Here is a 25,697-nt window from a genome sequence, read left to right on the forward strand (position 1 = left end):
AGGAGAGAGCCATGAACGAAGTGAAAGTCCATCCCCTGGTCTCGCCGTGGGGCCGTTTCGGCCTCTACAGCTTCTACATCGACGCACCCGAGCCCGCCGTCGTCGACACGGGCATCGGCTCCTCGCCCGCCGAGGGCATGGCCCCCGCTCTCGAAGCGCTCGGGCGCCGCGTCGAGGACATCCGCTGGATCCTGCTGACCCACGGTCACATCGACCACGTCGGCGGGGCGTACGCCCTGTGGGAGCTCACGGGCCGGCGCGCGAAGGTCGTGATCCACGAGGCGGACGCACCGATGCTGCGCTCGCGGCGCGCCCATGTGGACGAGTACCTCGCGGGGCGTGGGCGGTATCTCCACGACCCCGAGGGCGAGGCCCGGGTGACGGCGTCGGCCGAGGCGGTCATCTCCGGCGAGATGGAGCCGGCCGTGCTGCTCAAGGGCGGCGAGACCCTCCCCCTCGGTGGCGGCGTCACCGTGTCCGCCCACTCCGTCCCGGGCCACACACCCGGATCGGTCGCCTACGAGATCGACGGCCAGGGCTCGGTCTTCGTCGGCGACGCCGTCCAGGTGCACGGGGCGGCCAACGGCTTCCCCGGTTACGCCGACCCCGTCGGCTACCGCGCCGGGCTGGAGTACCTCCGCGACGAGGTCCGGCCGCGGCGCCTCTACCTCGGGCACCCGTACCGCACGGCCGACGGGGTTCCGTACGGCGTCGAACTGGACGCCGCCCAGGCCCGGGAGGCGCTCCAGGGCAGCCTGGACATCGAGGCCGGGGTCAGCCGGGCGGCCGGGCGCTGCCTGCGGGACGGCCTCCGGGAGACGGATTCGCCTTACTCCCCCTTCGCCCCTGTCGCCGAGGAGCTCGGCTACACCGGCGATCCCGCACTTGAGCCGTCGCCGTTCTTCACGTCGATGCACGGCTACCGCACGCACCACTCAAAGAACTCGTGACAGAGGGCAAGGAGTTTCGCACTCATGGCTGACTTCCAGTCGATCCAGGCGGGGGCGCGGACGATTGCCGTCCGCAAGGATCTCCACGTTCCGATGCGGGACGGCGTCGAGCTCGCCGTGGACGCCTACCACGGCACCGAGGACAAGCCGCGGCCGGCTCTGATCGCGATGAGCGCCTACGGCAAGGAACTCCAGGCGCTCGCCCTGACGATGCCTCCGCAGCGGCGCCCCAGCCCGATGTGGGACGGCTGCATCGAGGCCGGTGACATCGCGCGCGTGGTCGAGGAGGACTACGTGCACGTCATCGGTGACATGCGCGGCACCGGTGATTCGGGCGGCGTGATGATCGGCAACTACAACTTCGGCGGGGTGTCCCAGGGCCAGGACCTCTACGACCTCGTCGAGTGGGTCGCCGCGCAGCCGTGGTGCGACGGCAACGTCGGCATGATCGGCATCTCCTACTTCGGTTCGATGCAGGTGCTGGCCGCCGCCGAGCGCCCGCCGCACCTCAAGGCGATCTTCGTCAGCGGTGGCCACTACGACTTCTACGAGACCACCTACCACGGCGGCATCATGTGGTTCATGCCGCGAGCCGCCCGTGAGGGCCGAGGCGGTGACTCCGGCATCGCGCACACGAACGTCAGGTCCCGCATGCAGGACGTCCACTCCCCCGAGGAGCTCAGGAAGCTCGTCGACGAGCGGCTCCTCGACCCGGACGTGGCGGCCTGGCCGAATCTGGTCCATGTGCTCAAGTACCCCAAGAACCGCGAGTTCTGGTTCGACATCGTCATGAACCAGTTCGACGGGGAGTGGTACAAGGAGCGCAACCCCATCACGCTGGCCGAGAACATCGACATCCCGGTCTATCTCCAGATCGACCAGGGACGCGGCTGGACGCTGGACGGTCACATCGAACTGTTCGATGTGCTGAAGGGACCGAAGAAGCTGGACATCGGCTCCTACCCGCCGATGCAGTCGCGCCCCTGGGTCGAGGAGCACGACAAGATGTTCCGCTGGTACGAGTACTGGCTCAAGGGCATCGACAACGGGATCATGGACGAGCCGGCCGTGAGCGCGTTCGTCGAGGGCTCGCGCGAGGTCGTCACGGCCGGGCAGTGGCCGCCGAAGGACGTCGAGTACAAGCCGCTCTACCTGCGCACGCGCCGCAAGCTCTCCTTCGAGCCCGAGACGATGGGGGTGGAGCACGCGGCCCCGGACGGCTTCTACCAGGCGCCGCTGACGGTCACCGACAAGGTGGAGATCCTCAGCTGGAGCACCGCGCCCTTCGAGGAGCCGACGGAGATGATCGGCACGGGTGCCGCGCACATCTTCGCGGAGATCGACCAGGACGACACGAACTTCATCCTGCGCATGTGGGACACCGCGCCCGACGGCTCGCGCCAGCTGATCACCACCGGGTACCTCAAGGCCTCGCACCGCGAGCTGGACGACCGCACCACCGAGGGCAACCCGTACCACCCGCACACCCGCTCGGTGCCGGTGGAGCCCGGGGCGATCGAGGAGTACGTGCTGCGGCTCTACCCCTTCGCGGCGACGTTCCTGCCCGGTCACCGCATCGTGGTGGAGCTGTCCAACGACGAGCCGCTGGCCGACGAGCACAACTCGCTGCTGCCGCCGGACGCCTTCCACCTTCCGGTGGGCCGCCCGGTCACGCACAAGATCTACCGCGACGCCGCCCACCCCTCCCGGCTGGTACTGCCGTTCACGGCTCGCACCGACTAGCAGCGGTCCGTTCCGCGGTGCTCCGGCGGCCCCGTACCACCTCCCGGTGGTACGGGGCCGCCGCCTCCGGTGCGGCGGTGCGCCGGTGACGTGGGGGTTTACGCCGCGTCAGGGTTCGGTCCGCCCCGTACCGGAAGGGGCCTCGGTGCGTGTTCGCCTTACACACACGGTCTAGGATCGGGCCATGGCAAACCTTCGAGAGGCCCAGAAACAGCTGACCCGCCGTCTGCTGCTGGAGTCCGGCCTGGACCTCTTCAAGACGAAGGGGTACGCCGCGACGACCGTCGACGACATCGCGACCGCGGCCGGGACGACGCGGGTGACCTTCTACGCGTACTTCCCCTCGCGCAGCGAGCTGATGAAGGCGCTCATCGACGAGCGGCTCAACGAGGCGCTCAAGCGCGTCCGCTCCCCCGAACACGGCTCCACCGCTCAGGACCTGGTCGCCACCGTCGCCGAGGGCACGCGGGAGGCCATCGCCGCCTGGCTGCGGAGCACGGCCGAGAGCTGGCCGCCCATCCGGCCGATCATCCGGATCGGCCGGGACGCCGCGGCCGTGGACCCCGAGCTGGCGAATCTGGTCGAGCGCTGGCTGGAGGAGGCGATCAGCGACGTCGAGGACGGGCTGACCGAGGCGGGCCGCTTCGAGCCCCACCAGCGCCACTTCCGCGGTGTGCTGGCGATGGCCCAGCTCGACTACGTCGCCCAGCACTGGGACAGCGCCGACTGGAAGCTCGATCACGAGCAGATGCTCCACGAGCTGACCGAGAGCTGGACCCAGCTCCTGACCTGACCCCGCGAGGCCGTCAGCCGCGGTCCCCGGCGGTCCCCACGGGCTCCTGCCGGTCGTTCAGAGCGGCCAGGAGCCAGTCGTGCGCGGACCCCGGGGTGGGCTCCGGCCGTCCGTCCGGGCGGCTGATCAGCTCGGCGGTCAGCTCCCAGTACCGGTCGATGCGCGGGTCCGCCGCGAGCCTCCGGCGTGGAGCACGGCCGAGGCCCGGGCGTCCGCCGCCCGGTGGGCGTGCGGCTGGGCGGGCCCGGTCCCCTCGCACGGGCCGTCGACGAGTGCGTACAGCCGGGCGAAGGCCAGGACCTGGGCCGGGCCGGGGTCCTCCGGCGGCTGCGGTACCGCGACGTCCAGGAACGCGGTGACCGACCGGGCCGGCATCCGCGGCGGCAGCCAGCCGCGTCAGAACCGGGCGAGGGGCGCGGTGCTCGGCGGAGCGGTCACGGCGCCGACCAGCCGCAGGCGGCCCGCGCGCTCCTCCGGTGGGCACTTCTGCGGCCACCGTGGACGAGTTCACCGACGCGGCACGGGCGTGCGGGGCCGAGCTGGAGGTGATCGACGTACCGCACGGCCATCACGGCTTCGAGACCGTCGACCCGACCGACGAGTCACGCGAGGCGGTGCACGCGGCGATGCGGGCCGTGCTGCACCACCTGTGCGGGGAGCCCCGGTGACCGCGCCCCCCTTTCCGTCCGCCCGCGTCACCCGTTGAGGGGGATGCCCGTGGAGGCTCCTGGCTTCGGCGTCCCGTTCGTGATCGGCTTGACCACCCGTCAGAGGCGTCGCCGGACGCGGGGCACCGAGCCGAGGGACACGGATGACGAAACCACAGCACCCATCGCCACCGGACGCCGTCGTCGTGGGCGCCGGCCTCGCGGGCCTGGCGTGCGCGCTCGACCTCGTCGAGGCGGGCCTGCGCGTCGAGCTGCTGGAGGCGTCCGACGGGGTGGGTGGCCGGATGCGCACGGACCGCAGGGACGGGTTCCTGCTGGACCGGGGCTTCCAGGTCTTCAACACCTCCTATCCGCAGGTGAAGAGGCGCCTCGATCTGCGCGGGCTGCGCCTGCGGCCGTTCACCCCCGGCCTGATCGCCCGGACCCCCTCGGGGCGGGTGCGCGTCACAGACCCCACCCGGCGGCCGGGGGACGCGGCGCAGCTGCTGCCCGGACGTGTGCTCCCTGCGCGGGACCTCGCCGCGCTCGCCGCACTCACCGCCCGTGACGCGCTGCTTCCCGCGAAACGCCTGCGACGCGTGCCCGACCGGACGGCGTCGGAGGCGCTCGTGCGCGCCGGGCTCTCGCCGCGCGCCATCGAGGACCTGATGCGGCCCTTCCTCTCCGGGGTGTTCCTGGAGGAAGGGCTCGAGACCTCCGCGCGCTTCCTGCACCTGGTCTGGCGCAGCATGGTGCGCGGCACGCTCTGTCTGCCCGCCGGGGGCATCGGTGCCGTGCCCGCCCAGCTCACCGCCCGGCTGCCGGAAGGCGCCCTGCGGCTCGGTACGCCCGTCGCCGGCATCACGGACTCCGGGGTGCTCCTCGCGGACGGCGGCGAGCGGCCGGCCGCCACCGTCGTCGTGGCCACGGACGCAGCGACCGCTGCCCGTCTGCTGCCCGGGCTGGCGGTGCCGGACAGCCGCACCGTGACGACGTACTACCACGCGGCCGTCCGGTCGCCGCTGACCGAACCGACCCTGGTCGTCGACAGCGGGCTCGCCGTCCTGAACAGCTGTGTCCTCACCGAGGTCGTACCTTCCTACGCTCCCCCGGGCACGGCGCTGGTCTCGACGTCCGTACTCGGTTCCGGGCCGCCCGGCGGTGAGAGGACGGTCCGCGCGCGGCTGGCCGAGCTGTACGACACGGACACGAGCACCTGGGAGACGGTCGGCGCGTACACCGTGGAGGGCGCCCTGCCCGCCATGCGCCCACCCTGGCCGCTGAGCCGCACGACCCGCTTCGCACCGGGCCGGTACGTCTGCGGGGACCACCGGGCGACCGGCTCCGTGCAGGGGGCGCTGGCCTCCGGGAGCAGGGCGGCACGCGAGGTGCTGGCCGACCGCGCGGCGGCCCGGTCCGGCCGGATGTGAGCGGGGACGTCCGGCGGCGGGTGGACGACGTCGTCGTCGTGGGCGGCGGCGCGGCCGGGCTCTGTCTGGCGGACCGGCTCGTCGGTTCCGGGACGGGCGTGACCCTGGTCGAGGCTCCCAACGGGCCGCTGCGCCCGGCGGAGCGCACCTGGTGCTACTGGGAGGCGGGCGCGGGAGAGTTCGAGGAGGCCGTCGTCGCCTCCTGGCAGCGGCTGCGGGTGCGCGGGCCCGACGGCGGCGTCGTCGAGTCGGACCCCGCGCCGCTGCGCTACCGCATGGTGCGTTCCGGCCCGTTCGAACGGCTGGTCCACGCCCGGCTGGCGGCTTGCCCCACGGCCCGCGTCGTGCGTGCCACCGTCCACGAGGTGCGCGACGCGCCGTACGGCGCCGAGGTGCACTGCACGACGGCCGGGGGCAGGCCGCTCACGCTGCGGGGCGACTGCGTCTTCGACTCGCGGCCGGTGCGCGGCACACCGCCCCACCGCACGCTGCTGCTCCAGCACTTCCGCGGCTGGTTCGTGCGCACCGCCTCCCCCCGGTTCGATCCCGGCGTGGCGGACCTGATGGACTTCCGGGTGCCGCAGCCGCGCCGAGGCCTCGCGTTCGGATACGTCCTGCCGCTCGCGCCGGACCGGGCGCTGGTGGAGTACACCGAGTTCTCCCGGGCCCCGCTGACGAGGGCGGCGTACGACGCGGCTCTGCGGCACTACACGGCCGAGGTTCTGCGGCTCGGTCCCCTGACCGTGGACTCCGCGGAGCAGGGCGTCATCCCGATGACGGACGCCCGCTTTCCCCGCCGCACCGGGCCCGCCGTGTTCCGTATCGGGGCGGCCGGGGGCGCCACCCGTCCGGCGACGGGCTACACCTTCGCCACCGTGCAGCGCCAGAGCCGGTCCGTCGCGGCCTCGGTGCTGCGGGGCCGGCCGTCCGTGCCGCCGCCGCACGGCCGCCGGGCCCTCGCCATGGACGCGGTGCTGCTGCGGGCCCTGGACACCGGGCGGGTGGACGGCCCGCGCTTCTTCACCGAGCTGTTCCGCCGGGTCCCGATGGAGCGGCTGCTGCGCTTCCTCGACGGCGGGAGCACGCCGTGGGAGGAGTTCGGGATCGGTCTGCGCACTCCCGTGGGCCCGATGCTCCGCACCGCGGCCGAACTGCCGTTTCTCGCCCGCCGGGCCACCGGCCGATCCGAAGAGAGCCCCCGATGACCCTGCTGGGCACCCATGGGCGCGACCGCCGTGCGGAGGTCCTCCTTCCCGCGCCGGGACGCGAGCGTTTCACCGGCGACGCGCCGTCGGCCGCGGTGATCGGCGGAGGCATCGCGGGCCTCGCCGCCGCGACGGGGCTCGCCGAGCGGGGCGTCCGCGTGACCCTGTACGAACGCGAGGAGGTCCTCGGCGGGCGCGTCGCCGGGTGGCCGGTCCGGCTGGCCGACGGGTCCGGGGCGACGATGAGCCGCGGCTTCCATGCGTTCTTCCGCCAGTACTACAACCTGCGCGACCTGCTGCGCCGGGCGGATCCAGGGCTCTCCGCGCTCACCCCGCTGCCGGACTATCCGCTCGTGCACCGCGACGGCCTGAGGGACAGCTTCGCGCGCGTGCCCCGGACCCCGCCGTGGAGCGCGCTCGGATTCGTGGCGCTCAGCCCGACGTTCGGATGGCGGGACCTCGCCGCGATGGACGCCCGGGCGGCCCTGCCGCTGCTCGATGTGCGCGTGCCCGGGGTGTACGAGCGGTTCGACGGCATCAGCGCCGAGGACTTCCTGCACCGCATCGGGTTCCCCTGGGCCGCGCGTCATCTGGCCTTCGAGGTGTTCTCCCGCAGCTTCTTCGCCGACCCACGCGAACTCTCCGCGGCCGAACTGCTGGTGATGTTCCACATCTACTTCCTGGGTTCGTCCGAGGGCCTCCTCTTCGACGTGCCGCGCGAGCCGTTCCCCCAGGCCCTCTGGGAGCCGCTGGCCGGGCATCTGCGTGGGCTCGGCACCGAGGTGCGGACCGGGACCCCGGTGCGGCGTGTCCGGCCGCTCGCGGACGGGGACCTGGCCGTGGAGACCGAGGGGGCGGCCGACCGGTACCAGGCCGTGGTCCTCGCGCTCGACACCGGCGGCCTGCGCCATGTGGTGGGCGCCTCGGAGGAGTTGGGGGACGACTCCTGGCGCGGGGACATCGCCGCGCTGCGGACGGCTCCGCCGTTCCTCGTATCCAGGCTGTGGCTCGACCGCCCGGTGCGCCAGGACCGCGCGGGGTTCCTCGGCACGAGTGGGTACGACGGGCTCGACAACATCAGCGTCCTCGACCGCTGGGAGGGCGAAGCGGCCCGCTGGGCCGCGCGGACGGGCGGCGGGGTCGTCGAACTCCACGCGTACGCCGTCGACGAGCGGGAGGAGCGCAAGCGTGTCCAGAAGCGGATCCTCGACCGGCTCCACGAGGTCTACCCCGAGACCGCCGACGCCCGGGTCGTCGACGCGGTCCACGAGTGGCGGGCGGACTGCCCGGTCTTCGCCGTCGGCGGCCACCACCGCCGTCCCGCCGTGCGCACCCCGCATCCGCGCGTGACGCTGGCGGGTGACCTCGTCCGCACCGGTCTGCCCGTCGCGCTGATGGAACGGGCGGCGACCTCGGGCTTCCTGGCCGCCAATCAGCTGCTCGCCGGCTGGGGTGTGCGGGGCCAGGTGCTCAGGACCGTCCCGCGAGCCGGCCGCTCCCGGGTCCTGCGCGCCCTGGCGGCCCGGGCGGCGCGGTACTGAGCGCGCGGCACTCAGCCCGGGAAGCGTCCTGTGCGGCGCAGCGTCCAGCGGCGCTCGGCGTACGCCAGGTCGTCACGCCAGAGCCTGCCGGCGGTCCGGCGCATCAGGGGCCGCAGCACGGGTGCGGCGGCGCGCGCCAGGGCGAAACCCCGCCGGTCCGAGGCCGCGACCACGGCCTCCACCACCGCCGTGCGCGGCCGGGCGTCACCCGGCACGGTGAGCGGCGTGGCGTGGGTCTCCACGACCGATCCGGCGCCCTCCCCGTCCGTGATCCGCATGACGACCGTGCGCGGTCCGGGAGCGGTGAACTCCGCCCGAACCGGCACCACCAGGCGGCCCGCGACCTTGAACGAGACGTCGACCGCGAAGGCGTCCTCGCCACCGTCCTCCGGGGTGCCTGCCACCCTCAGTCCCACGAACGCGTAGGGGTGGAACCAGGACCCGTGCCAGGGGTCCAGCCGGTTGGCGACCACGTCCTCCGGTTCGCACCGGCCCACCGCGGTGAACACCGCGTCGACCGCGTCGCCGGCCCCGGGCCTCACCGGCACGACGGGGCGGTCCAGCGGTGGTTCGCCCCCGGCCGCGTCGAGCCGCACCCACACCAGCACCCCGTCGTCGTGCACCGGAACGGGCTCCCATCCGGCGAACGGCGCGCCGTCCAGGGCCATTCCGTGCCAGTGGCACAGCAGCGTCCCGCACACCACGCGGCTGTCGCGGAGCGGGGCCCCCAGGTGGGGGCACTCCCCCGGGCCCGCGCGCAGCGTGCCGTCGCCGGCCCGCCACAGGACGAGTTCCACCCCGGCGACCGTGCGGCCGTACGGACGTTCCCGGGCGCCGATCTCGCGGGAGGCTCCCGCGACGTACCAGTTGCCCCACGGCCGCGCGCAGGCCCGTTTCAGCGCCTCGGCGATCAACGCGGGCCTGGCCTCACGCCAGGTCGCCTCCTGCCGCTCCCAGCGGGGGGCGCGGCGAATCCTCAGGGGTGGGGCCCACCTGTCGCGCGGCTCCTTCACCGGCGGGCACCTTCCGTTCCGGAGACCGGTCGCGGTGCCGGAGAGTCCCCCCGTGGGCGCATCCGCGCCGCCAGGATGCGCGCGAGCCCGCCCACGGCGACGGTGGTACGCCGTCGGCGCGGCACGACGGCACGCCGGTGGAGCACGGAGTAGCCGTCGTCGGCGATCGCGTCGAGGATGTCCCGGTAGAGGGTGAACGCCGCGCGGATGCAGGGCCTCGCCCGAGGCTCCAGCATGGCGATGCCGGGTTCCGCCTCCCGGTAGACGGTCCGGATCATCGCGTCGGTCTCGGCGAAGGCCGCGCGCAGACGCGGGTCGTGCCGTCCTCTGCGGCGGCTCCACTCCAGCAGGGGCCTCCCCACTCCGTGGGCGGCGAGGAGATCCGCGGGAAGGTAGACGCGCCCCCGGTCCAGGTCCTCGCCGACGTCGCGCAGGAAGTTGGTCAGCTGGAAGGCCACGCCGAGAGCCGCCGCGTGAGGTGCGGCCTCCTCCCGGGCCACGACCGTCCCGAGCACGGGCAGCATCTGGAGCCCGATCACCGCGGCCGAACCGTGCATGTAGGCGCGCAGATCCTCGTACGTCGGATAGTCGGTGACGCTCAGGTCGCTGCGCATGGACGCGAGGAAGTCGGCGAACAGCCCATGGTCGATGGCGAATCTCCTCGCGGTGTCGGCGACCGCCCGTACGACGGGCTCGTCGCCGCCCCCCGTGCGCAGCCCGTGGGCGAGGTCGCTCTCCAGCAGGCTCAGCAGACGGTCGCGTTCCTCCGGGGGCCGCCCCCGGTCCAGCCCGTCCACGATGTCGTCGGCCCACCGGGCGAAGCCGTACAGCGCGTGGACGGCGCAGCGGCGTTCCAGCGGGAGCAGACGGGTCGCCAGGAAGTAGGTGCGGCCGTGCTGGGCGTTGATCCGGCGGCAGCGGTCGTAGTCGGCGCGCAGGGCGGGGCCGGTGATGCCGGCGGCGTCGAGTTCACGGCGGCTCACCTGCTCGCTCCTTCGAGGGCGGGGCGGCGGTGCGCACCGGTGGTGCGGCGGGTTCCGGTGATCCGGGCCGCGGCGAGCTTGCCGCTCACCAGGACCGTCGGCACGCCGACCCCGGGGGTCGTGCCGCACCCGGCGAGGACGACGTTGTCGAGGCCGCGTACGAGGTTGCGCGGACGGAACGGCCCGGTCTGGGCGAAGGTGTGCGCGAGGGAGAAGGGGGTGCCGGCCGCGTGTCCCTGGGCCGCCCAGTCCACGGGCGTCACCAGCAGTTCGCTGTCGACGGACGCCGCGAAGCCGTCGAGCCCTCTGCGCTCCAGTTCGGCGAGGAGGCTGTCCCGGTAGCGGGGTCCGAGGTCGCGCCAGGTGGCTGCCGACGGGCCGGTCGTGGTGTTGGGGCACGGGGCGAGGACGTAGTGCAGGTGCCTTCCCTCCGGCGCGAGCGACGGGTCGTGGGTCGTGGGCCTGGTGATCAGCAGCGAGGGGTCGCTCATCACCCGCCCGGTGCCGGTGAGTTCGTCGAAGGTCCGTTCCCAGGCGCCGCCGAAGGAGATCGTGTGGTGCGCGAGTTCCGGCCAGGTGCGGTCCGTGCCCGCGTGCAGGATCACGGCCGACGGCGAGTGGCGCAGGGGGACGGGGCGGCGCGGTGCCCGGCCCAGGAGGCGGTGGACGACGGGCAGGTCCGGTGTCAGGACGACCGCGTCGCAGGCGATCCGCTCACCGGAGGCCAAGGTGACGGCCCTTACCCGGCCGTTGATCCGCTCCAGTGCGCTCACTTCGGCGGACCACCGGAAGCGGGCGCCCGCGTCGGCCGCCGCGTCGGCCATGGCCCTGGGCAGAGCGTGCATGCCGCCCTTGGGGAACCAGACGCCCGCGACGGTGTCCATGTAGGCGATGACCGCGTAGGCGGCCAAGGCGCGGGCGGGCGCGACTCCGGCGTACAGCGCCTGGAAGGAGAAGACACGGCGCAGCCGCGGATCCGAGAGGAATCTGCCGATCTGCGGATCGAGCCGGCCGAAGCCGCCGAGTGCGGCGAGCCGGGCCAGATCCGGGTGCAGGAGCTGGAGGGGCGAGTCGAAGTTGGTGTCGATGAAGCGGCGCATCTGCGCCCGGTACAGCCGCTCCAGCCAGCTCCGCAGTCTGCGGTACCCGGCGGCCTCTGCGGCCCCGGCGAAGCGCCTGACCTCGGCCTCCATGGCGTCGCCGTCCGTGTGGACGTCCAGTCGGCTGCCGTCCGCGAAGAGGGCCCGGTAGGCGGGGTGCAGCGGGATCAGCTCCACCCGCCGGTGGAGGCTGTCCCCCACGGCGGCGAAGGCCTCGTCGGCCAGGTGCGGCATGGTCAGCACGGTGGGTCCGGTGTCCACCCGGTAGCCGCCCATGTCCAGTCGCCCGGCCCGGCCGCCGGGTCCGGCGTCCCGTTCGACGAGGGTCACGCTGCGGCCCGCGCCGAGGAGGTGGAGGGCCGCGGCCAGACCGGACAGACCGGCGCCGACCACCACCACATGGTCCGTGGGACCGGGCACGGTTCTCATACGTCCTCCCGTTCCGGGCGGGCGCGGTACCCGTGACCGCGTCCACGGGTATTCCAGACGCGACCGGGACACGGATGCCGCATCCCTGCCGGGCGCGCGGCACGAGGAGCACGGAGTTCACCCGTTCGGCGGACGGAAGGAGCGGGAGGGAGCGGACCAGCGGTCCACCGGCGTGCTCAGCCGCTGTCCGACACCCAGGTCGTACGGTCCTGCCTGGGGTGGACGCGTACCCGGGGGCACGCCTGAGCGAGCGCGTCCTCGAGCAGCCGTACGTCGTTCGCCGGCGGATTGAACGCGGCCCGGGTCCGGTACGCCTTGCTGCCGAAGCGCAGTTCCAGGATGTCGGACCCGCTGCTGTCGACGGACCGGTACCCCACGGTGAGGGGCCTCAGCTCCGTCAACGCGTCGAGAGGCAGGGTGACCTTCCGGCCGGAGCGCCTGAGCAGCACGAGCACCGGAGGCGGCCCGGGCCTGATGTCGGCGGCCACGACGGACCGGCGGTCGCGCAGCCACGGGGTGCCGAGAACACTCCCCCAGAAGAGCGCGAAGACGCTCCCGAGAAGCAGCCCGGCCACCGGCGCGGGCACCATGACCCCGACGACGGCCAGGACGTGCGCCAGCGTCAGGACGGCACCCAGCGTCCGGTCCCCGTGCTCCGGACGGTTGCTCGTGAACATCTCCCAGTGGAACCCACCGGTTCCCGCGTCCTCGGTCACGGCACCAGGATGGTGGCTGCGGACCGGTGCGGGGAAGGGCTTTACGTGGACTCCCGCCCGGCGTCACTGCCGGGGCACACCGCCCCGCACGGGGTGCTTGCTCATGATGGAGACGCGGTTGAAGGCGTTGATCGTGAGGGCCACCCAGATCACGGCCGATGTCTCGTCGTCGGAGAGCGTCCGGCGCGCCTCGGCGTAGGCATCCTCCTGGAGTGCGGCGTCGGCGGGGTGCGTCGTCGCCTCCGCCAGGGCGAGAGCGGCACGCTCCCGTGCGGTGAACAGCTCGGTGTCGCGCCAGGCGGCCAGCACGCCGAGGCGGCGTGTCGTCTCGCCCTCCCGGAGTGCGGCCCTGGTGTGGACGTCCAGGCAGTAGGCGCAGCCGTTGATCTGCGACACCCTGAGGTTGACCAGCTCCACCAGGACGCGGTCCAGGCCGGCTTCCGCCGCGGCCGTACGCACCTCCTCGGCGGCCGCCGCCAGAGCGCGGTAGGCCTTCGGGTGCTGCTTGTCGACGTAGACCCGCCTGTCGGTGCCGACGGCCTCCGTACCATTCACCCTGGACTCTCCTCACCGGGGCAGGCCGCCCCTTGCCGGACCGTGCACCCCGGTGGGCGACGGCTTATGATCAAGCATGATTGTTGAACTTGAAAGTACTCTAGTCGTGCGAGGAGACACATGATGAGCGGCGTCGGCATGGACCCGGCCGCACCGGATACGGCACCCGGCGGCGAGGAGTCCGCTCGTGTCGAGGTGCTGTCGCCGCGTGACGTGCCCCTGGGAGGGCCACGCGCGATGACCGTGCGGCGCACGCTGCCGCAGCGCGCCCGTACGTTCATCGGCGCCTGGTGCTTCATCGACCACTACGGCCCCGACGACGTCGCCGAGACGGGCGGGATGGACGTGGCCCCCCACCCGCACACCGGTCTGCAGACGGTCAGCTGGCTGTTCAGCGGGGAGATCGAGCACCGCGACAGCCTGGGCAGCCACGCGTTCGTGCGCCCGGGCGAGCTGAACCTCATGACGGGCGGCCACGGCATCAGCCACACCGAGGTCTCCACGCCCCGCACCACGATCCTGCACGGCGTACAGCTCTGGGTGGCGCTCCCCGGTGAACACCGGGACGCCGGGCGCGACTTCCGGCACCACGTGCCGGACCCCGTCCACCGGGACGGCGCCGTGATCAGGGTGTTCCTCGGCTCCCTGGCCGGGGACACCTCGCCGGTCCCGGCCTTCACCCCGCTGCTCGGCGCCGAGATCGTGCTGGAGCCCCACGGGACCACGACCCTGGACACCGACGCCTCCTTCGAGCACGGCCTCCTCGTCGACCGGGGGACCATCCGCATGGGCGGAACATCGCTGCGCCCCGCCGAGCTGGGCTACCTGGCCCCGGGCAGCGGCACGCTGACGCTGACCAACGAGACGGACGCCCCGGCCAGGGCCGTGCTTGTCGGCGGCACCCCGTTCGAGGAGCGGATCGTCATGTGGTGGAACTTCGTGGGCCGCAGCCACGAGGACATCGTCCGGGCGCGCGAGGAGTGGCAGGCCGGATCCGAGCGCTTCGGCCATGTCGAGGGCTATCCCGGCGACCGCATCCCCGCCCCTTCGCTCCCCAACGCCACGATCGCCCCACGAGGCAACCCGACACACCCGAGAGGCACCCGATGACCCAGCCCGCCGCCACCCCGACCGTCCGCGACGTGGACGCCAGGCACCGCTACGAGATCCTGGTCGGCGAGGTGAGGGCGGGTCTCACCGCCTACCGCGACCGCGACGAGCAGCGGGTCTTCTTCCACACCGAGGTCGACGACGCGTTCGCCGGACAGGGTCTGGCGTCCGTTCTCGTGCGGGAGGCGCTGAACGACGTACGGGCCTCGGGCAAGCGGATCGTGCCCGTCTGCCCCTATGTGGCGAAGTTCCTCAAGAAGCACGAGGAGTTCGCGGACATCACCGACCCGGTCACCCCCGAGGTCCTGGAGTGGCTGGAGGCCGCGCGGGCCCGCTGACGTCCCCACGGGGGCACGGTCCGCCCGGCAAGGCGGTCCGCGCCCCGGCACGGAGAGGCGCGCGTCACCCGTCCTGGGCGGGCCTCAGTTCGAACCAGTCGAAGGCGGGGGCGCCCTGGGTCGCGTACATCCCGATGACCCGGCCGGTGAAGCCGCCCGCGACCTCGGTGGTGAGGTAGCGGCCGTCGAGCTCGGCCAGGACCTCGAAGGACCCGTCCTCGGTCTCGTAGCCGAGGCGGAGGGTGTCGGGGCCACCGATACGGAGGCCCGCCGCGGCCACCTCCTCGGGGTCCGCGGGCGCCGATGTGACCGTGGGCGGCAGGACGACGTCCGTGGTGATGTCGATCCGCAGCGTCAACGGGCCCGGAGGAACGGCCTTCTCGGCGACGGCCTGACGGACCGGACCGATCCGGGCGACCGCCCGCACCGTGCCGTCGCCGGTCTCCACCTGGTAGTGGTGGGCCTCGTCGAGGCGTACGGCGATACCGCCCCGGTCTCCCTCCCCCACCTCGACACGGGTCCGCGCGCTGCAGTCGGGGTCGCGCTGACGCCGGCCCACGAACAGCGCGCCGGGCTTGTCGAGGCCGTCCGCGCGGGCGTGCAGCACCAGCCGGCCGGGCCGCTCGTCAAGGCGTACGGCGTCCGGGTCGTGCCGTCGGAGAGAGACCCAGCAGGGCGCGAGCACGGGCGAGTCGAAGGAGTCGCGGTACGCCTCGTCGGGCCAGGGATGCGCGGGGAGGGCCGGCGCCGGTGCGCGGAGCTCCAGCGGTCCCGGCAGCGGCCACTCGTCCTCCCACCGGACCGGCGCGAGGAAGGTCTCCCGGCCCATGCCGTGGAACTTCGGGGTGTCACCTCGGGGCCGGGTGCCCAGCAGCACCATCCACCAGGTGCCGTCGTGTGCCTGCACCAGATCGCCGTGGCCGGTGTTCTGCACGGGGTGGCCCGTACTGCGATGGGACAGCACGGGGTTGTCCGGGTGCGGCTCGAACGGCCCCGGCAGGGTGCGGGCCCGGGCCACCGACATGGCGTGGCCGCGTTCCGTGCCGCCCTCCGAGAGCAGCAGGTACCACCAGTCGCCGATCCGGTAGAGATGCGGGCCCTCCGGGTACTGGAGCCCGCTGCCCGACCACATCGCCACCGGCTCGCTCAGCAGTTCGCCGGTCTCCGGGTCGATGCGCACCCCGCGTATCCCGCCGTCGGAGAACACGCACCAGCAGTGGCCCTCCTCGTCCCAGACCAGATCGGGGTCGATTCCCGGGATGCCGACCGGTACGGGGTCCGACCACGGGCCGGCGGGGTCCTTCGCGGTCACCAGGACGTTGCCCGCGCCGGCGACCACGGTCGTGATCAGCCAGAACCGTCCGTCGTGGTGGCGCAGCGTGGGTGCGTAGACCCCGCACGAGGACGGCGCGTCGTCGGCGAGCGCCAGCTGCGAGGGCCGGTTCAGCGCATGGCCGATCAGCCGCCAGTTCACGAGGTCGCGGCTGTGCCACAGCGGCACGCCGGGTACGTATTCGAAGCTGGACGTCGCCACGTAGTAGTCGTCGCCCACACGGCAGATGCTCGGATCGGGGCTGAAGCCGGGTATCACGGGATTGTCGAAGAACGCCATGTCCGTCCTCGGATGAGTCGCGGTCACGCAGTCGGACGGGCACCGGTGAAGGACGGGCCGTCCAGCGTGCGGGCCCCAACGGACAGGTCGTTGAAGCGCTTCGAAGATCGCATTCGGCCAGCAGGGTGTCAACAGCCTCGCAGACCACTTCTGGCCGCCGAGGCTCTGCGAGAGCGCGGAGCGCGAGGATCGAAGCGCTTCGACGAACGGTCTGGACCGGCGCCTGACGTCACCAGAGGACCGGTGGGGGCCGAGGAGCGCCCCTGCCGGAGTGCGGGACGGCACGGTCGGCTTCAAGGTCGAGAGGAGGGACGCGGCGCCGCCACCACGGCGGTCCGCCGCCCCGCACTTCCGGGAGGCGATGCCGTGAGCCCGTACCGCACCGCGACAGGGCTGATGACGCATGCGCAGCGGAACGAGAGCGACCTGCTCCCCCGGTGGACCCGGTCCGTGCCGTTCGTACTGGTGGCGCTCGCACTGGTGATCGATCTGCCTTCGCCCGGCGCGTTCAGCGGGGACGTGTTCCTGATCCTGAGCTCCATGCTGGCCTCGTGCCTGTACTCCCAGCGGGCGGTCGTCTGGGTGGCCCTTCTCAACAGCGTGGCCGGGCTGGCCCTCCTCTTCGGGAGCCACATGGCGGACGGCACCCGCCACGCGGTGATCGACTACGTCGCCATGGTGATCCTCGCCTGGGCCTCCGTCCCCCTGTGCCGGCTGCGGCTGACCCTGCGGCGCAGGCTCCAGGGCGCCAGACTCGTGGCGGAGAGCGCCCAGCGCGCGGTCCTGCCCCCCGTGCGTGCCTGGTGGGGACGCACCTGGATCGCCGTGCGGTACGAAGCGGCCTCCGCCGCCGCCGCGGTGGGAGGCGACCTCTACGCGGCGGAGCACACCCCGTACGGCGTGCGCCTGCTGATCGGCGACGTACGCGGCAAAGGGCTGGACTCCATCCCCGGTGTGGCCGCCCTGGTGGGCAGCTTCCGGGAAGCCGCCCACCACACTCCGACCCTGCCGGAGCTGGCGCGCCACCTGGACGCCGCGGTGGCCCGCCACACCCGTGAGGTCGCCGCCGTGAGCGGCGAGGACGCCGCGAACAGCGAGCAGTTCACCACCGCCGCCATCGCGCAGATCCCGGCCGACGGCACGGAGGTGCGCCTCATCAACCGCGGGCACTGCCCGGCCTTCCTGGTGAGCGAGGACGCCCTCCAGGTCTGGGAGCCGGAGAATCCGGGGCTCCCCCTGGGGCTGGGGGAGTTCGAGACCGGCGCGTGGAAGGACGAGTCCCGTCCCTTCGGGCCCGGCCATCTGCTCCTGCTCTGCACGGACGGACTCCTGGAGGCCCGCGACGCCGAGGGGCGCTTCTTCACGCCGGACGAGGAGCTGCGGAAGTCCTGGCGCGACGGTCCGCCGGCCGTCGTGGAGAGGCTCGCCCGTGCGGCGCACGCCCACACCGACGGGGTGCTCACCGACGACATGGCGCTGGTCGCGGTCACCTGTGTGGAGCACGCTCCGTCGTACGACGGAGCGCGGACGCCGGCGTCCGAGGCGGCCCGGCGCGCCGTGTGACACCGGTGCGCGCGGGGGCCCGGTCAGCGGAGCTTCGCGTACACGATGAGGTTGTCCACGGGGTGGCCCTCGGCGTCGAACGCTCCGTCGCAGGTGATCAGCCGCAGCAGGCGCTCGTCGGTCGCGCCGTACACCTTCTGGGTCGGAAAGGCCTTCTTGCTGACGGTCTCCGTGCCGGTGACCTCGAAGTGGATCTCCTCGCCCGCCCCGTCGGACACCGCGATGTCCGCGCCTTCGGCGATCGTGTGCAGGTCGTGGAAGACGGCTTTGCCGAAGCGGGTGTCGTTGTGGCCGATGAGCACGGCGGCGCCCCGCTCGCCGGGTACGGCCCCGCCCGCGTACCAGCCGGCCGTCATGCCCTCGTCCGCGGGCGGGACCTCGACCGTGCCGTCCTCGTTGAGCCCCAGCCGCAGCAGCCCGCTGTCTATCCCGAGCGAGGGGACCACCAGCCGGGTGGGCGCCGGGGCCTTGGGCGCCTCCGGGGACCGGGGCGCGGGCGCGTGCGTGGCCGTGCGGGCCGAGGGCTCGGGGGCTTCGGCCGGGCCGCAGCCCGTGACGGATGCGAGCAGCAGACCGACGGCGGTGGCGGACACGGCTGCCCGCCGTGCCACGTGAGGGGTGAGGCGCATGAGAACTCCGGTACGGGGATGAGCTAAAGCAAGCGGGAAGAAAACGCTGACGGCGCCGCCTCCCCTGATGCGGGAGACGGCGCCACCGCGGGGGGATCAGCCGTTGTGACGCGCGGCGGACCGGCGGCGCAGCACGAAGCCGGCGGCGCCCGCGAGGAGCACGGCGCCCGCCGCCGAGCCGTACAGTGCGGCGCCGTCCGCGCCCGTGGCCGTGCGCTCCCCGGCGTCGACGCCCCCGCGCGGCATCGTGCCGGCGGGAACGGACTCGGCCGGTACGGGCGTGGACACCGGGGCGGGCTCGGCGCCCTCCTCCGTGGGGACGGGGCTCGGGGTGGCGGTGCTCGCGGCGGGAGCCGGCGTGGGGCTCCCGTCGGCGACGGCCGCGGTGGACGGAAGAAGGACCGCGCCCACCGCGACGGCGGCGAGCACTGCGGTGCGCAGGGTCGGACGAAGGGACATGAAGAACTCCGATTCCAGCTCGGCGTTGATGGTGCCCCCGCACTGATGTACGTCGGGCGCCGGGCATGCCCTCAGACTGGAGTGAAGTTGTGAGGAAGCTGTCAGACCGCTGTTCCGATCGGATCAGGGCCGGCCGCCGGCAGACGCAGGGTGAAGACCGATCCCTGGCCCACCGTGCTGGCCACCGCGGTCGTCCCTCCGTGCGCCTCCACGAGTTTGCGGACGATCGCGAGCCCCAGGCCGCTGCCCCCGGTGCGGCGGTTGCGTGACTTCTCGGCGCGCCAGAAGCGCTCGAAGACGTGCGGCAGGTCCTCCGGCGCGATGCCGCTGCCGGTGTCGGCGACCTCCACCACCACCTCCGCACCCGCGTCCCCCGTGGCATACGCGCGCAGGGTGACCCGGCCTCCGGCAGGTGTGTGGCGGACGGCGTTGGACACCAGGTTGCCGATCGCCTGCCGCAGTCTGACCGGATCGGCGTCGAGCGCGGGGACGGGCTCGCGCCCGGCCGGAAGGTCCGTGGTGAGACCGACCCGCGAGGCGTCGGCCTGCGCCTGGTGGGCGGCGGCGACCTGGGCGAGCAGTTCCTCGATCCGCACCGGTTCGGGGTGCAGCCTCAGGGCGCCCGCGTCGGCTGCCGAGAGGTCCTGGAGGTCGTCGATGATGTGCTGCAGCTGGACCGCCTCCTCCAGGAGCGAGGAGACGAACGTGGCGTCCGCCTCCGCGATGCCGTCCTGCGCGCCTTCCAGCCACCCACGGATGTTGCTCAGCGGGGTGCGCAGTTCGTGCGCGACGTCGCTGACCATCACCTTGCGCTGTTCCTCCAGGCGGGAGCGGTGTGCCGACATGTCGTTGAACGCGGCGGCCAGCCGGCCGATCTCGTTGTCCGCCGCGACCACCACCTGTGAGGGTTCCTCGCCGTCCCGCATGCGCTGAGCCGCTCCCGTGAGCGCGTGCAGCGGCCTCACGAGGCGGACGCCCGCGAGGACGGACGCGCCGACGGTGAGCGCGAGGACGAGTGCCGCGACACCGATGATCTTCGCCGTGTTGGCCGGGGACAGCTCGAAGCCGGGGACGGCACCGCCGCCCGGGTCGCCGATGAAGAGCAGGGCGGGTGAGGCGACATACGAACTGAGCTGTTCCTGGCGGGCGATGCCCACGCACGAGGCGATGTCGCGGTCGACGGCACTGTCCAGGGGCGAGGGTGTGGGGTACGCCGTCGGCCGGGCCTCCTGGGGCACGCTGATGCTCGGCTCGGGCGCGGGCACCGGGACAGCCGTGGCCGGGACGGGCTCCGCGGCCGTGTTCCAGGAGAGGTCGAGGTCCAGCCGTACGCCTTCCCGCCCCTGCCGGTCCAGGCAGGCGTCGACCAGTTCGTTGAGTGCGCCCAGCGCCTTCTCCTCGGTCCGGGTGGGGGTGTCCAGCGCGTCCGTCGAGCACCGGCTCTCCCGCAGCCGGTCCGGATCATTGCCCACGACCTGGATGCGGGGCCGTCCGCTCGCGGCTTCGACGACGTCGGAGGCGATCCCGGACCTGCCGAGGCACTGCACCGCCTCCTCGGCCGCGCGCCTCAACGCGGCGCGTTCGCTCCCCGGGAGCCGGAACGGTCCGACGGCCCGCGGGTCGATCCGGTCGCTGCCGGAGTGCTGCACACCGTCGGCGCCGGGTGCCGCGATCGTCACGGAACCGGAGGTCACCGACCGGGCGTCGGCTCCGGTCCCGCCTCCCGGCACGGTGGTCACGGAGAGCGGGTCGACGACGGCCGATGCCTGGGGAGGAAGGGCCGGCGCGGGCGTGGGGGCATCGGCGGAGTCGGCGATGATCTCCCGGCTCTGCGTCGTCAGGGTGATCCGCCGGCCGGACGTCTCGGCCAGCTCGTCCACGGTGGCCCCCACGCCGTCCCAGCCCGGGTGTTCGGCAGCGTAGGCGAGAAGGGAGTCGAGGACCCGGGTGTCGGCGGCGAGGTTCCGGCCCTGCTCCTGCTCGATGGCGCCGGACGTCGTCTGCACGGCCAGCCACGCGGTCGCGGCGACGGAGCACGCCGCGACGAGCGCCGAGACGGCCAGCAGCCGGCCGAGCAGGCTCTTGCGCAGCGGAAGTCGCAGCCGCTGCCCTGCGCGCCGGGGCAGGCGGGGCTCAGCGCGCCGAGGCACGCGAGGCCGCCTTCAGCGGGTCCATGAGCTTGTAGCCGACCCCGAAGACAGTGAGCAGCCGGGCCGGGCGGCGGGGCGCGCGCTCGATCTTCTTGCGGAGGTTCATGATGTGCACATCGACGGTACGGCTGCTGATGTAGCGGTCGAAGCCGTGCAGTTCGGCGAGCAACTGCTCGCGGGTGAAGACGCGTTCGGGCTCGGCGGCCATCGCCGCCAGGAGCCGGAACTCTCCCGGGGTGCACTCGACCCGCACTCCCTCGACGGCCACCTCATGGCGCAGGGGATCGACGGCGAGCGTGCCGACCCGCAGCACGGGGCCCTCCTCGCGGCCCACGTCCCGGCGGGTGCGCCGCAGCAGGGTGCGTACGCGCGCCATGAGTTCCCGCGGGCTGTACGGCTTGGTCATGTAGTCGTCCGCGCCCAGGTCGAGCCCGAGCAGCAGATCGTCCTCGGTCGTCCGGGCGGTCAGCATGAGGACGGCGAGCTCCCTCGCCTCGGCGCGCAGGATGCGGACCACGTCCAGGCCGTCGGCGCGCGGCATCATCACGTCGAGGACGAGGAGATCCGGAGCCCCCTGCCGGGCCTGCTCCAGCGCGGAGAGGCCGTCCGACACCACGGTGACCGCGTGCCCCTCGCGTTCGAGGTAGCGGCGTACAAGCTCGGCCTGTTTCGCGTCGTCTTCCGCGACTATGACGTTTGCGCACACACGGATGATCGTAGAGGAGCCCGCACAACGGCCTTCCGGCGTCGCCCGCCGGGCAGACGGCTCTCCGCCGTCCCCCGGCGGCACGGCGGGACGGCCGGCTCCCTTCCGGCCGCCCCACCGACGGGCTCTCTCAGACGGCCCGGCGCCCGGGCGTCTTCTGTCCTCCCCCGGCCGTCCTGGTCATCTTCTCGCCGACAGCGAGGGCTTCCTCGGTACGTCCCAGCGCGTGCAGTTCCTCCCGGCACGCCTCCAGGATCTCCAGCAGCAGGGGAGCCCGCCCCGGTTCCGCCGCGTCCATCCGTTCCGCCGCCGCGGCGGCCTCGGTCAGGACCGGCAGACGGGTCGCCGGGTTCCTGGGCCCGGCCGTTCCGAACTCCAGGAGCGCGCGGGCCAGTCGCGGCAGATACACCACCGGGCTCACCCCCGTGAGCACTCGATAGGCGTCGATCTCCTCATGGACATTGATCGTGCCGGATCCGAGCAGCAGCGTACGAGCCCTCAGAACCCTGTCGTGATCGACGTTCCCGCAGTGATTCATGACGGCGATTCTGCGAGTGGCCCGGGGTACCCAACAAGGCTTCACAGACGTGCTGTTCGTCCTACGAAAATGCCCTCTGACCTGTCATGATGGGTGTGTCATCACTCCTTCGGCCCCTGGGGACCGCGACCGGGCGCCGGTGAGAACGTGCCACGGGACCCGCCCCGGGGAGGGGCGGGTTCAGCAGACGCCGTCTCCGGGCTTCGGATTGCCGAGGCCGAACAGCGGGCGGAGCTTGAGCCCTACCCACGTACCGGCCAGGGCGAACGCGCCCCAGAGCCAGCCGCTCAGGCTGCCCGAGGCGATGCCCGCCAGGTAGGCGCCGATGTTGCAGCCGCCCGCGAGCCGGGCGCCGATTCCCATGAGTACGCCGCCGAGCACCGAGGCGACGGCCGTACGCCAGGGGATGCCGCGGTGCAGGGCCCAGGTACCGCCGAGGGCGGCGGCGACCGCCGCACCGATCATGATGCCGATGTCGGTGAGGCTGTTCTTGTCCGCCAGGACCGGACCCGCCAGCATCTCGGCGTTGCCGGCCTGCTTCCACCAGGTCCAGTTCTCCGGCTGGCCGCCGAGCGCGCCGACCAGCTCGGAGCCCCAGAGGCTGAAGGCGCTCGTGATGCCCCAGGCTCCGCCGGACACCAGCAGCACACCCGCGCCGAGCACGGCCAGGGCCAGGGCGCCGGCCGCCAGCGGCCAGGAGCCGCGAAGGGCGCGGACGGCCGCGGTCCGCGCGGAGGGAACGGCTCCGACGGGCGGCGGGTTGCGGCGCGCCTGGACGCGCCGGGTGACCACGACCACCAGGAGCAGCACGGCGATCGTCACGGCCCATGAGCCGAACCAGCCGATGTGGTCGGAGAGGACGACGGGCTCCCAGGCCGGAAGGTCCTTCCACAGGTCGAACTGCCACGCGGCGAGCGTGGCACCCGCGATGAACCCGCCGAGCGTCAGAAGCACGGAGGTCTGCCCCGAGCCGACGGCGAAGAGGGTGCCGGAGGCGCAGGCGCCCCCGAGCTGCATACCGATGGCGAAGAGTACGGAGCCGATGATCAGGCCCGCCCCGAGCGGCCCGGCGGAGGGCGCGGGCTGGGAGCCGAACAGTCCGGTCCCCGTGCCGATGACGAGCGCGAACAGCGTGGCCGTGGTGCCGAGCAGCAGGGCGTGCGCCCTGAGTCCGGAGCCGTTGCCGACGGCCACGAGCTGCCGCCAGGCGGAGGTGAAGCCGAAGCGGGAGTGGAAGAGGGCGACGCCCAGTCCGAGCCCGATCAGGAGCAGCACACCCGGCTTGGCACCGTGCGTGGCCCACACATAGGTGGTCAGGGCCACGGCCAGGAGCCCGGAAACGACGAGCGGGGTCCTGCGCACGGGCGGCAGGGGTGGCGCTTCCGGCCTCGGAGTGGAGGTGGGAGAGGGAATGAAGAGCGCGGGCAGCGCGCGCGGCGGCGCGGCCGGCCCGGCGGGGGGCGCGGTGGTCAAAGTGGTCTCCGGAGTGACACGGGGGGACGGCGGCACTGACTGCCGGCGCGCGGGACGCGCCGCCGGCGCGGGGTCAGCGGCGACAGAGCCCGTCGTCGACGCACCACTCCGAGTGCGCGAACAGCGCATGGCACAACGAGAGAACCGATACAGACATGCGTACGAATATACGGACGGGGCTGCTCCGCTTGCCGGATCGTCTCGCCATGCGGATAGGGCCCTGAGACGGAGGTGCTGCGGCCAGGGGCCACTCGTCGTGGGGGCAGCACCCGGCGGACCTCCGGGCGCCATGAGGGCGGCAACCGCAGTGGACGTCCCGCGCCGCGGGAGCAGCGGCCGTGACGACCGGGCGGCGTACAGACGGCCATGGCCACGTACGGGCCACGTACAGGTAACCGGGGACCGCGGACCGCGTACGGGCCGTCACGGACCGAGCTCCAGGCCGAAAAGCAGCGTTTGACCGGCACAGGAGTGCTTCGGCCGCGAACCGTACGGTCGGACGGGGCACTCACCCGATGGTGACTTCCTCCGCACCCGCGCCTCGCGCGACGCCATTCTGGCCAGGACGGCGCCGGACCGGCGCCGTCCTGGATGCGTGACGGGTGCGGGGAGACGGCATGACGCATGGTGCGGGACAGCACGGGGGGCCTGACCGGCAGGCGGTGCTGCTGGTGGCCGGGCTGGCGGATCTGGCGGTGAGCACGGCGGGGTCGGCCCTGGGAGCCGTGCGGGGACTGCTCCACCGCTCGGACGCCGCCGAGCTGGCGGCCGAGGCCGAGAGCGACCTGATGGCGCGGGGGCGGCTCGTGCTGGACCGGTACGCCGCCGCTCCCCCGGCCCATCTGGAGATCCTCGCCCGGGAGTCCATGGCTCGGCGGGCAGCCGATGGCGTCTGACCTCTGGGAGCCGGCCGCGTTCAAGGCCCGCGTCGACGACGTACTGCGCCGGTTCGTCGCCGAGGAGGCCGAGCGGCTGACGGAGATCGACCCGGCGCTGGACCCGGTGGCCGGGCAGCTGGTGGCGTCGGTCGCGGACGGCAAACGGCTGCGGGCGGCGTTCTGTTACTGGGGCTGGCGTGCGGCCGGGCAGCCGGACAGCGACTCGCTGGTGCGGGCGGCGGCGTCGATGGAGCTGGTGCACGCCGCCGCGGTGGTTCACGACGACCTCATCGACGACAGCCCGCTGCGGCACGGCAGGCCCACCGCGCACATGGCCCTGCGCGGTGCCCTGAACCGTCGCCCCCGGGCGGCTGCCGCCGCCGGATCGCTGGCGATGCTGGTCGGTGATCTGCTGATGAGTCTCGCCGGACAGCTGTTCGCCACCAGCGGTCTGCCCGCGGCGTATCTCGCCCGGGCCCGCCCGCTGTGGTCGGTGCTGGCACGGGAGCTGATCGCGGGCGAGTGCCTGGAGATCCTGCGCACCGGCACGACGCCGGACACCGCGCAATCGCTGAAGGTGATCCGGTACAAGACGGCCAAGTACACCGTGGAGCAGCCTCTGTTGATCGGTGGCGCGCTGGCCGGGGCCGGGGAGCGGCTGCGCGAGGGCTACTCGGCGTACGGGCTTCCGCTGGGCGAGGCGTTCCAGTTGCGGGACGACCTGCTCGGCCTGTTCGGAAGTCCCGGAGACACCGGCAAGGCCAACGCCGACGACCTGCGCGGCAACCGGCCGACCGCACTGCTGGCCGAAACCTGGCGTGCCGCCGACAAGGACGAGCGACGGCAGTTGCGCACGCTCCTGGGCAGGCGCGACCTGGGCGAGGACGCTCTGCACGCGGTCCGTGAGGTGATGCGCCGGGTGCGGGCGCCCGAACGCGTCGAGGACATGATCACCGTACGGGTCGAAGAGGCCCTCGGCGCTCTGCACGAGCTGGATGTGTCCGCGCCCGCCGCCGGGGCCCTGACCGCGCTGGCGCGTTCGGTGTCGGTCCGCGAGTTCTGATCCACGCGCCGTCTGCCCGGTCCGCGGCGCCGCCCTCTCTCCCGCCTGACCCGCCGGCCGCGCCACCCCTCTC

General features: G+C 73.2%; 23 protein-coding genes and 2 pseudogenes. 12 read left to right on the forward strand and 13 right to left on the reverse strand.

Going from position 1 to position 25,697, the window contains the following annotated elements; translation table 11 throughout:
- Positions 1 to 11 precede the first annotated feature (11 nt).
- The 3 genes from ACWCQM_RS09080 to ACWCQM_RS09090 all read left to right on the forward strand — a co-directional run bounded on the left by ACWCQM_RS09080 (position 12) and on the right by ACWCQM_RS09090 (position 3,486).
- Positions 12 to 950 carry an MBL fold metallo-hydrolase gene (locus ACWCQM_RS09080; protein ID WP_450914638.1) on the forward strand — a complete coding sequence of 313 codons (939 nt, stop codon included), beginning with the start codon at positions 12 to 14 and terminating at the stop codon, positions 948 to 950.
- A gap of 24 nt (positions 951 to 974) precedes the next feature.
- Entirely contained in the window at positions 975 to 2,693 is a 1,719-nt protein-coding gene (locus ACWCQM_RS09085; protein ID WP_450914639.1) for a CocE/NonD family hydrolase, read from the forward strand.
- A 184-nt stretch (positions 2,694 to 2,877) separates the two neighbouring features.
- Positions 2,878 to 3,486, forward strand: coding sequence for a TetR/AcrR family transcriptional regulator (locus tag ACWCQM_RS09090; RefSeq protein ID WP_267079121.1), 609 nt, complete (start codon positions 2,878 to 2,880; stop codon positions 3,484 to 3,486).
- Between the two features lie 13 nt (positions 3,487 to 3,499).
- Here the strand turns inward: ACWCQM_RS09090 and ACWCQM_RS09095 are convergent.
- Positions 3,500 to 3,984, reverse strand: a pseudogene (locus ACWCQM_RS09095) (MerR family transcriptional regulator); the annotation flags it as partial.
- On the opposite strand from ACWCQM_RS09095, the pseudogene ACWCQM_RS09100 reads away from it, so the two are divergent.
- From ACWCQM_RS09100 to ACWCQM_RS09115, 4 genes and pseudogenes are all read left to right on the forward strand, one after another.
- A pseudogene (locus tag ACWCQM_RS09100) lies at positions 3,975 to 4,154 on the forward strand (alpha/beta hydrolase); the annotation flags it as partial. The pseudogenes ACWCQM_RS09095 and ACWCQM_RS09100 overlap by 10 nt on opposite strands.
- A 143-nt stretch (positions 4,155 to 4,297) precedes the next feature.
- Positions 4,298 to 5,563: an NAD(P)/FAD-dependent oxidoreductase gene (locus ACWCQM_RS09105; protein ID WP_450914640.1), complete on the forward strand. Its 1,266-nt coding sequence runs from the start codon at positions 4,298 to 4,300 to the stop codon at positions 5,561 to 5,563.
- A complete protein-coding gene (locus ACWCQM_RS09110; protein ID WP_450914641.1) occupies positions 5,560 to 6,768 on the forward strand; it encodes a lycopene cyclase family protein in 1,209 nt (402 codons plus the stop codon). Before ACWCQM_RS09105 ends, ACWCQM_RS09110 begins: the two co-directional genes overlap by 4 nt.
- Complete coding sequence (locus ACWCQM_RS09115) at positions 6,765 to 8,309, forward strand: FAD-dependent oxidoreductase (protein WP_450914642.1); 1,545 nt, start codon at positions 6,765 to 6,767, stop codon at positions 8,307 to 8,309. Before ACWCQM_RS09110 ends, ACWCQM_RS09115 begins: the two co-directional genes overlap by 4 nt.
- 11 nt (positions 8,310 to 8,320) lie before the next feature.
- Here ACWCQM_RS09115 and ACWCQM_RS09120 read toward each other — a convergent pair whose 3' ends face one another.
- The 5 genes from ACWCQM_RS09120 to ACWCQM_RS09140 all read right to left on the reverse strand — a co-directional run bounded on the left by ACWCQM_RS09120 (position 8,321) and on the right by ACWCQM_RS09140 (position 13,105).
- Positions 8,321 to 9,322: a DUF5914 domain-containing protein gene (locus ACWCQM_RS09120; RefSeq protein WP_450914643.1), complete on the reverse strand. Its 1,002-nt coding sequence runs from the start codon at positions 9,320 to 9,322 to the stop codon at positions 8,321 to 8,323.
- Entirely contained in the window at positions 9,319 to 10,305 is a 987-nt protein-coding gene (locus ACWCQM_RS09125) for a phytoene/squalene synthase family protein (protein WP_450914644.1), read from the reverse strand. The genes ACWCQM_RS09120 and ACWCQM_RS09125 overlap by 4 nt, the downstream gene beginning before the upstream one ends.
- Positions 10,302 to 11,834, reverse strand: coding sequence for a phytoene desaturase family protein (crtI, locus tag ACWCQM_RS09130; RefSeq protein ID WP_450914645.1), 1,533 nt, complete (start codon positions 11,832 to 11,834; stop codon positions 10,302 to 10,304). Before crtI ends, ACWCQM_RS09125 begins: the two co-directional genes overlap by 4 nt.
- Before the next feature lie 176 nt (positions 11,835 to 12,010).
- Positions 12,011 to 12,550 carry a hypothetical protein gene (locus tag ACWCQM_RS09135; RefSeq protein WP_450914646.1) on the reverse strand — a complete coding sequence of 180 codons (540 nt, stop codon included), beginning with the start codon at positions 12,548 to 12,550 and terminating at the stop codon, positions 12,011 to 12,013.
- 63 nt (positions 12,551 to 12,613) lie between these two features.
- Positions 12,614 to 13,105, reverse strand: a complete 492-nt coding sequence (locus tag ACWCQM_RS09140; protein ID WP_450914647.1) for a carboxymuconolactone decarboxylase family protein — start codon at positions 13,103 to 13,105, stop codon at positions 12,614 to 12,616.
- 123 nt (positions 13,106 to 13,228) lie between these two features.
- Here ACWCQM_RS09140 and ACWCQM_RS09145 point away from each other — a divergent pair, with 123 nt between their 5' ends.
- Both ACWCQM_RS09145 and ACWCQM_RS09150 read left to right on the forward strand, forming a co-directional pair.
- Positions 13,229 to 14,215: a pirin family protein gene (locus ACWCQM_RS09145; RefSeq protein ID WP_450914841.1), complete on the forward strand. Its 987-nt coding sequence runs from the start codon at positions 13,229 to 13,231 to the stop codon at positions 14,213 to 14,215.
- Entirely contained in the window at positions 14,212 to 14,553 is a 342-nt protein-coding gene (locus tag ACWCQM_RS09150) for a GNAT family N-acetyltransferase (protein ID WP_450914648.1), read from the forward strand. Before ACWCQM_RS09145 ends, ACWCQM_RS09150 begins: the two co-directional genes overlap by 4 nt.
- A gap of 64 nt (positions 14,554 to 14,617) precedes the next feature.
- On the opposite strand, the gene ACWCQM_RS09155 is transcribed toward ACWCQM_RS09150, so the two are convergent.
- Positions 14,618 to 16,165 (reverse strand): glycoside hydrolase family 43 protein, encoded by a 1,548-nt coding sequence (locus tag ACWCQM_RS09155; protein WP_450914649.1) that lies wholly within the window; start codon positions 16,163 to 16,165, stop codon positions 14,618 to 14,620.
- Positions 16,166 to 16,531: 366 nt separating this feature from the next.
- Between ACWCQM_RS09155 and ACWCQM_RS09160 the strand changes: the two genes are divergently transcribed.
- Complete coding sequence (locus ACWCQM_RS09160) at positions 16,532 to 17,728, forward strand: PP2C family protein-serine/threonine phosphatase (RefSeq protein WP_450914650.1); 1,197 nt, start codon at positions 16,532 to 16,534, stop codon at positions 17,726 to 17,728.
- Between the two features lie 23 nt (positions 17,729 to 17,751).
- Here the strand turns inward: ACWCQM_RS09160 and ACWCQM_RS09165 are convergent, their stop codons facing one another.
- The 6 genes from ACWCQM_RS09165 to ACWCQM_RS09190 all read right to left on the reverse strand — a co-directional run bounded on the left by ACWCQM_RS09165 (position 17,752) and on the right by ACWCQM_RS09190 (position 23,683).
- Positions 17,752 to 18,357: a class F sortase gene (locus ACWCQM_RS09165; RefSeq protein ID WP_450914651.1), complete on the reverse strand. Its 606-nt coding sequence runs from the start codon at positions 18,355 to 18,357 to the stop codon at positions 17,752 to 17,754.
- A 96-nt stretch (positions 18,358 to 18,453) separates the two neighbouring features.
- The gene (locus tag ACWCQM_RS09170) at positions 18,454 to 18,816 is read right to left on the reverse strand and encodes a hypothetical protein (protein WP_450914652.1); all 363 of its coding nucleotides are present in this window, start codon (positions 18,814 to 18,816) and stop codon (positions 18,454 to 18,456) included.
- Between the two features lie 101 nt (positions 18,817 to 18,917).
- Positions 18,918 to 20,942 (reverse strand): sensor histidine kinase, encoded by a 2,025-nt coding sequence (locus ACWCQM_RS09175; protein ID WP_450914842.1) that lies wholly within the window; start codon positions 20,940 to 20,942, stop codon positions 18,918 to 18,920.
- A 7-nt stretch (positions 20,943 to 20,949) separates the two neighbouring features.
- Positions 20,950 to 21,672: a response regulator transcription factor gene (locus ACWCQM_RS09180; RefSeq protein ID WP_450914653.1), complete on the reverse strand. Its 723-nt coding sequence runs from the start codon at positions 21,670 to 21,672 to the stop codon at positions 20,950 to 20,952.
- 130 nt (positions 21,673 to 21,802) lie between these two features.
- Positions 21,803 to 22,210: a hypothetical protein gene (locus ACWCQM_RS09185; RefSeq protein ID WP_450914654.1), complete on the reverse strand. Its 408-nt coding sequence runs from the start codon at positions 22,208 to 22,210 to the stop codon at positions 21,803 to 21,805.
- 180 nt (positions 22,211 to 22,390) lie between these two features.
- Entirely contained in the window at positions 22,391 to 23,683 is a 1,293-nt protein-coding gene (locus tag ACWCQM_RS09190; protein ID WP_450914655.1) for a YeeE/YedE family protein, read from the reverse strand.
- 617 nt (positions 23,684 to 24,300) lie between these two features.
- Between ACWCQM_RS09190 and ACWCQM_RS09195 the strand changes: the two genes are divergently transcribed.
- Together ACWCQM_RS09195 and ACWCQM_RS09200 are read left to right on the forward strand one after the other, a co-directional pair.
- A complete protein-coding gene (locus tag ACWCQM_RS09195; RefSeq protein ID WP_450914656.1) occupies positions 24,301 to 24,579 on the forward strand; it encodes a polyprenyl synthetase in 279 nt (92 codons plus the stop codon).
- Positions 24,569 to 25,624 carry a polyprenyl synthetase family protein gene (locus tag ACWCQM_RS09200; RefSeq protein WP_450914657.1) on the forward strand — a complete coding sequence of 352 codons (1,056 nt, stop codon included), beginning with the start codon at positions 24,569 to 24,571 and terminating at the stop codon, positions 25,622 to 25,624. Before ACWCQM_RS09195 ends, ACWCQM_RS09200 begins: the two co-directional genes overlap by 11 nt.
- Positions 25,625 to 25,697 lie beyond the last annotated feature (73 nt).

Source organism: Streptomyces sp. NPDC002125 (assembly GCF_053593715.1).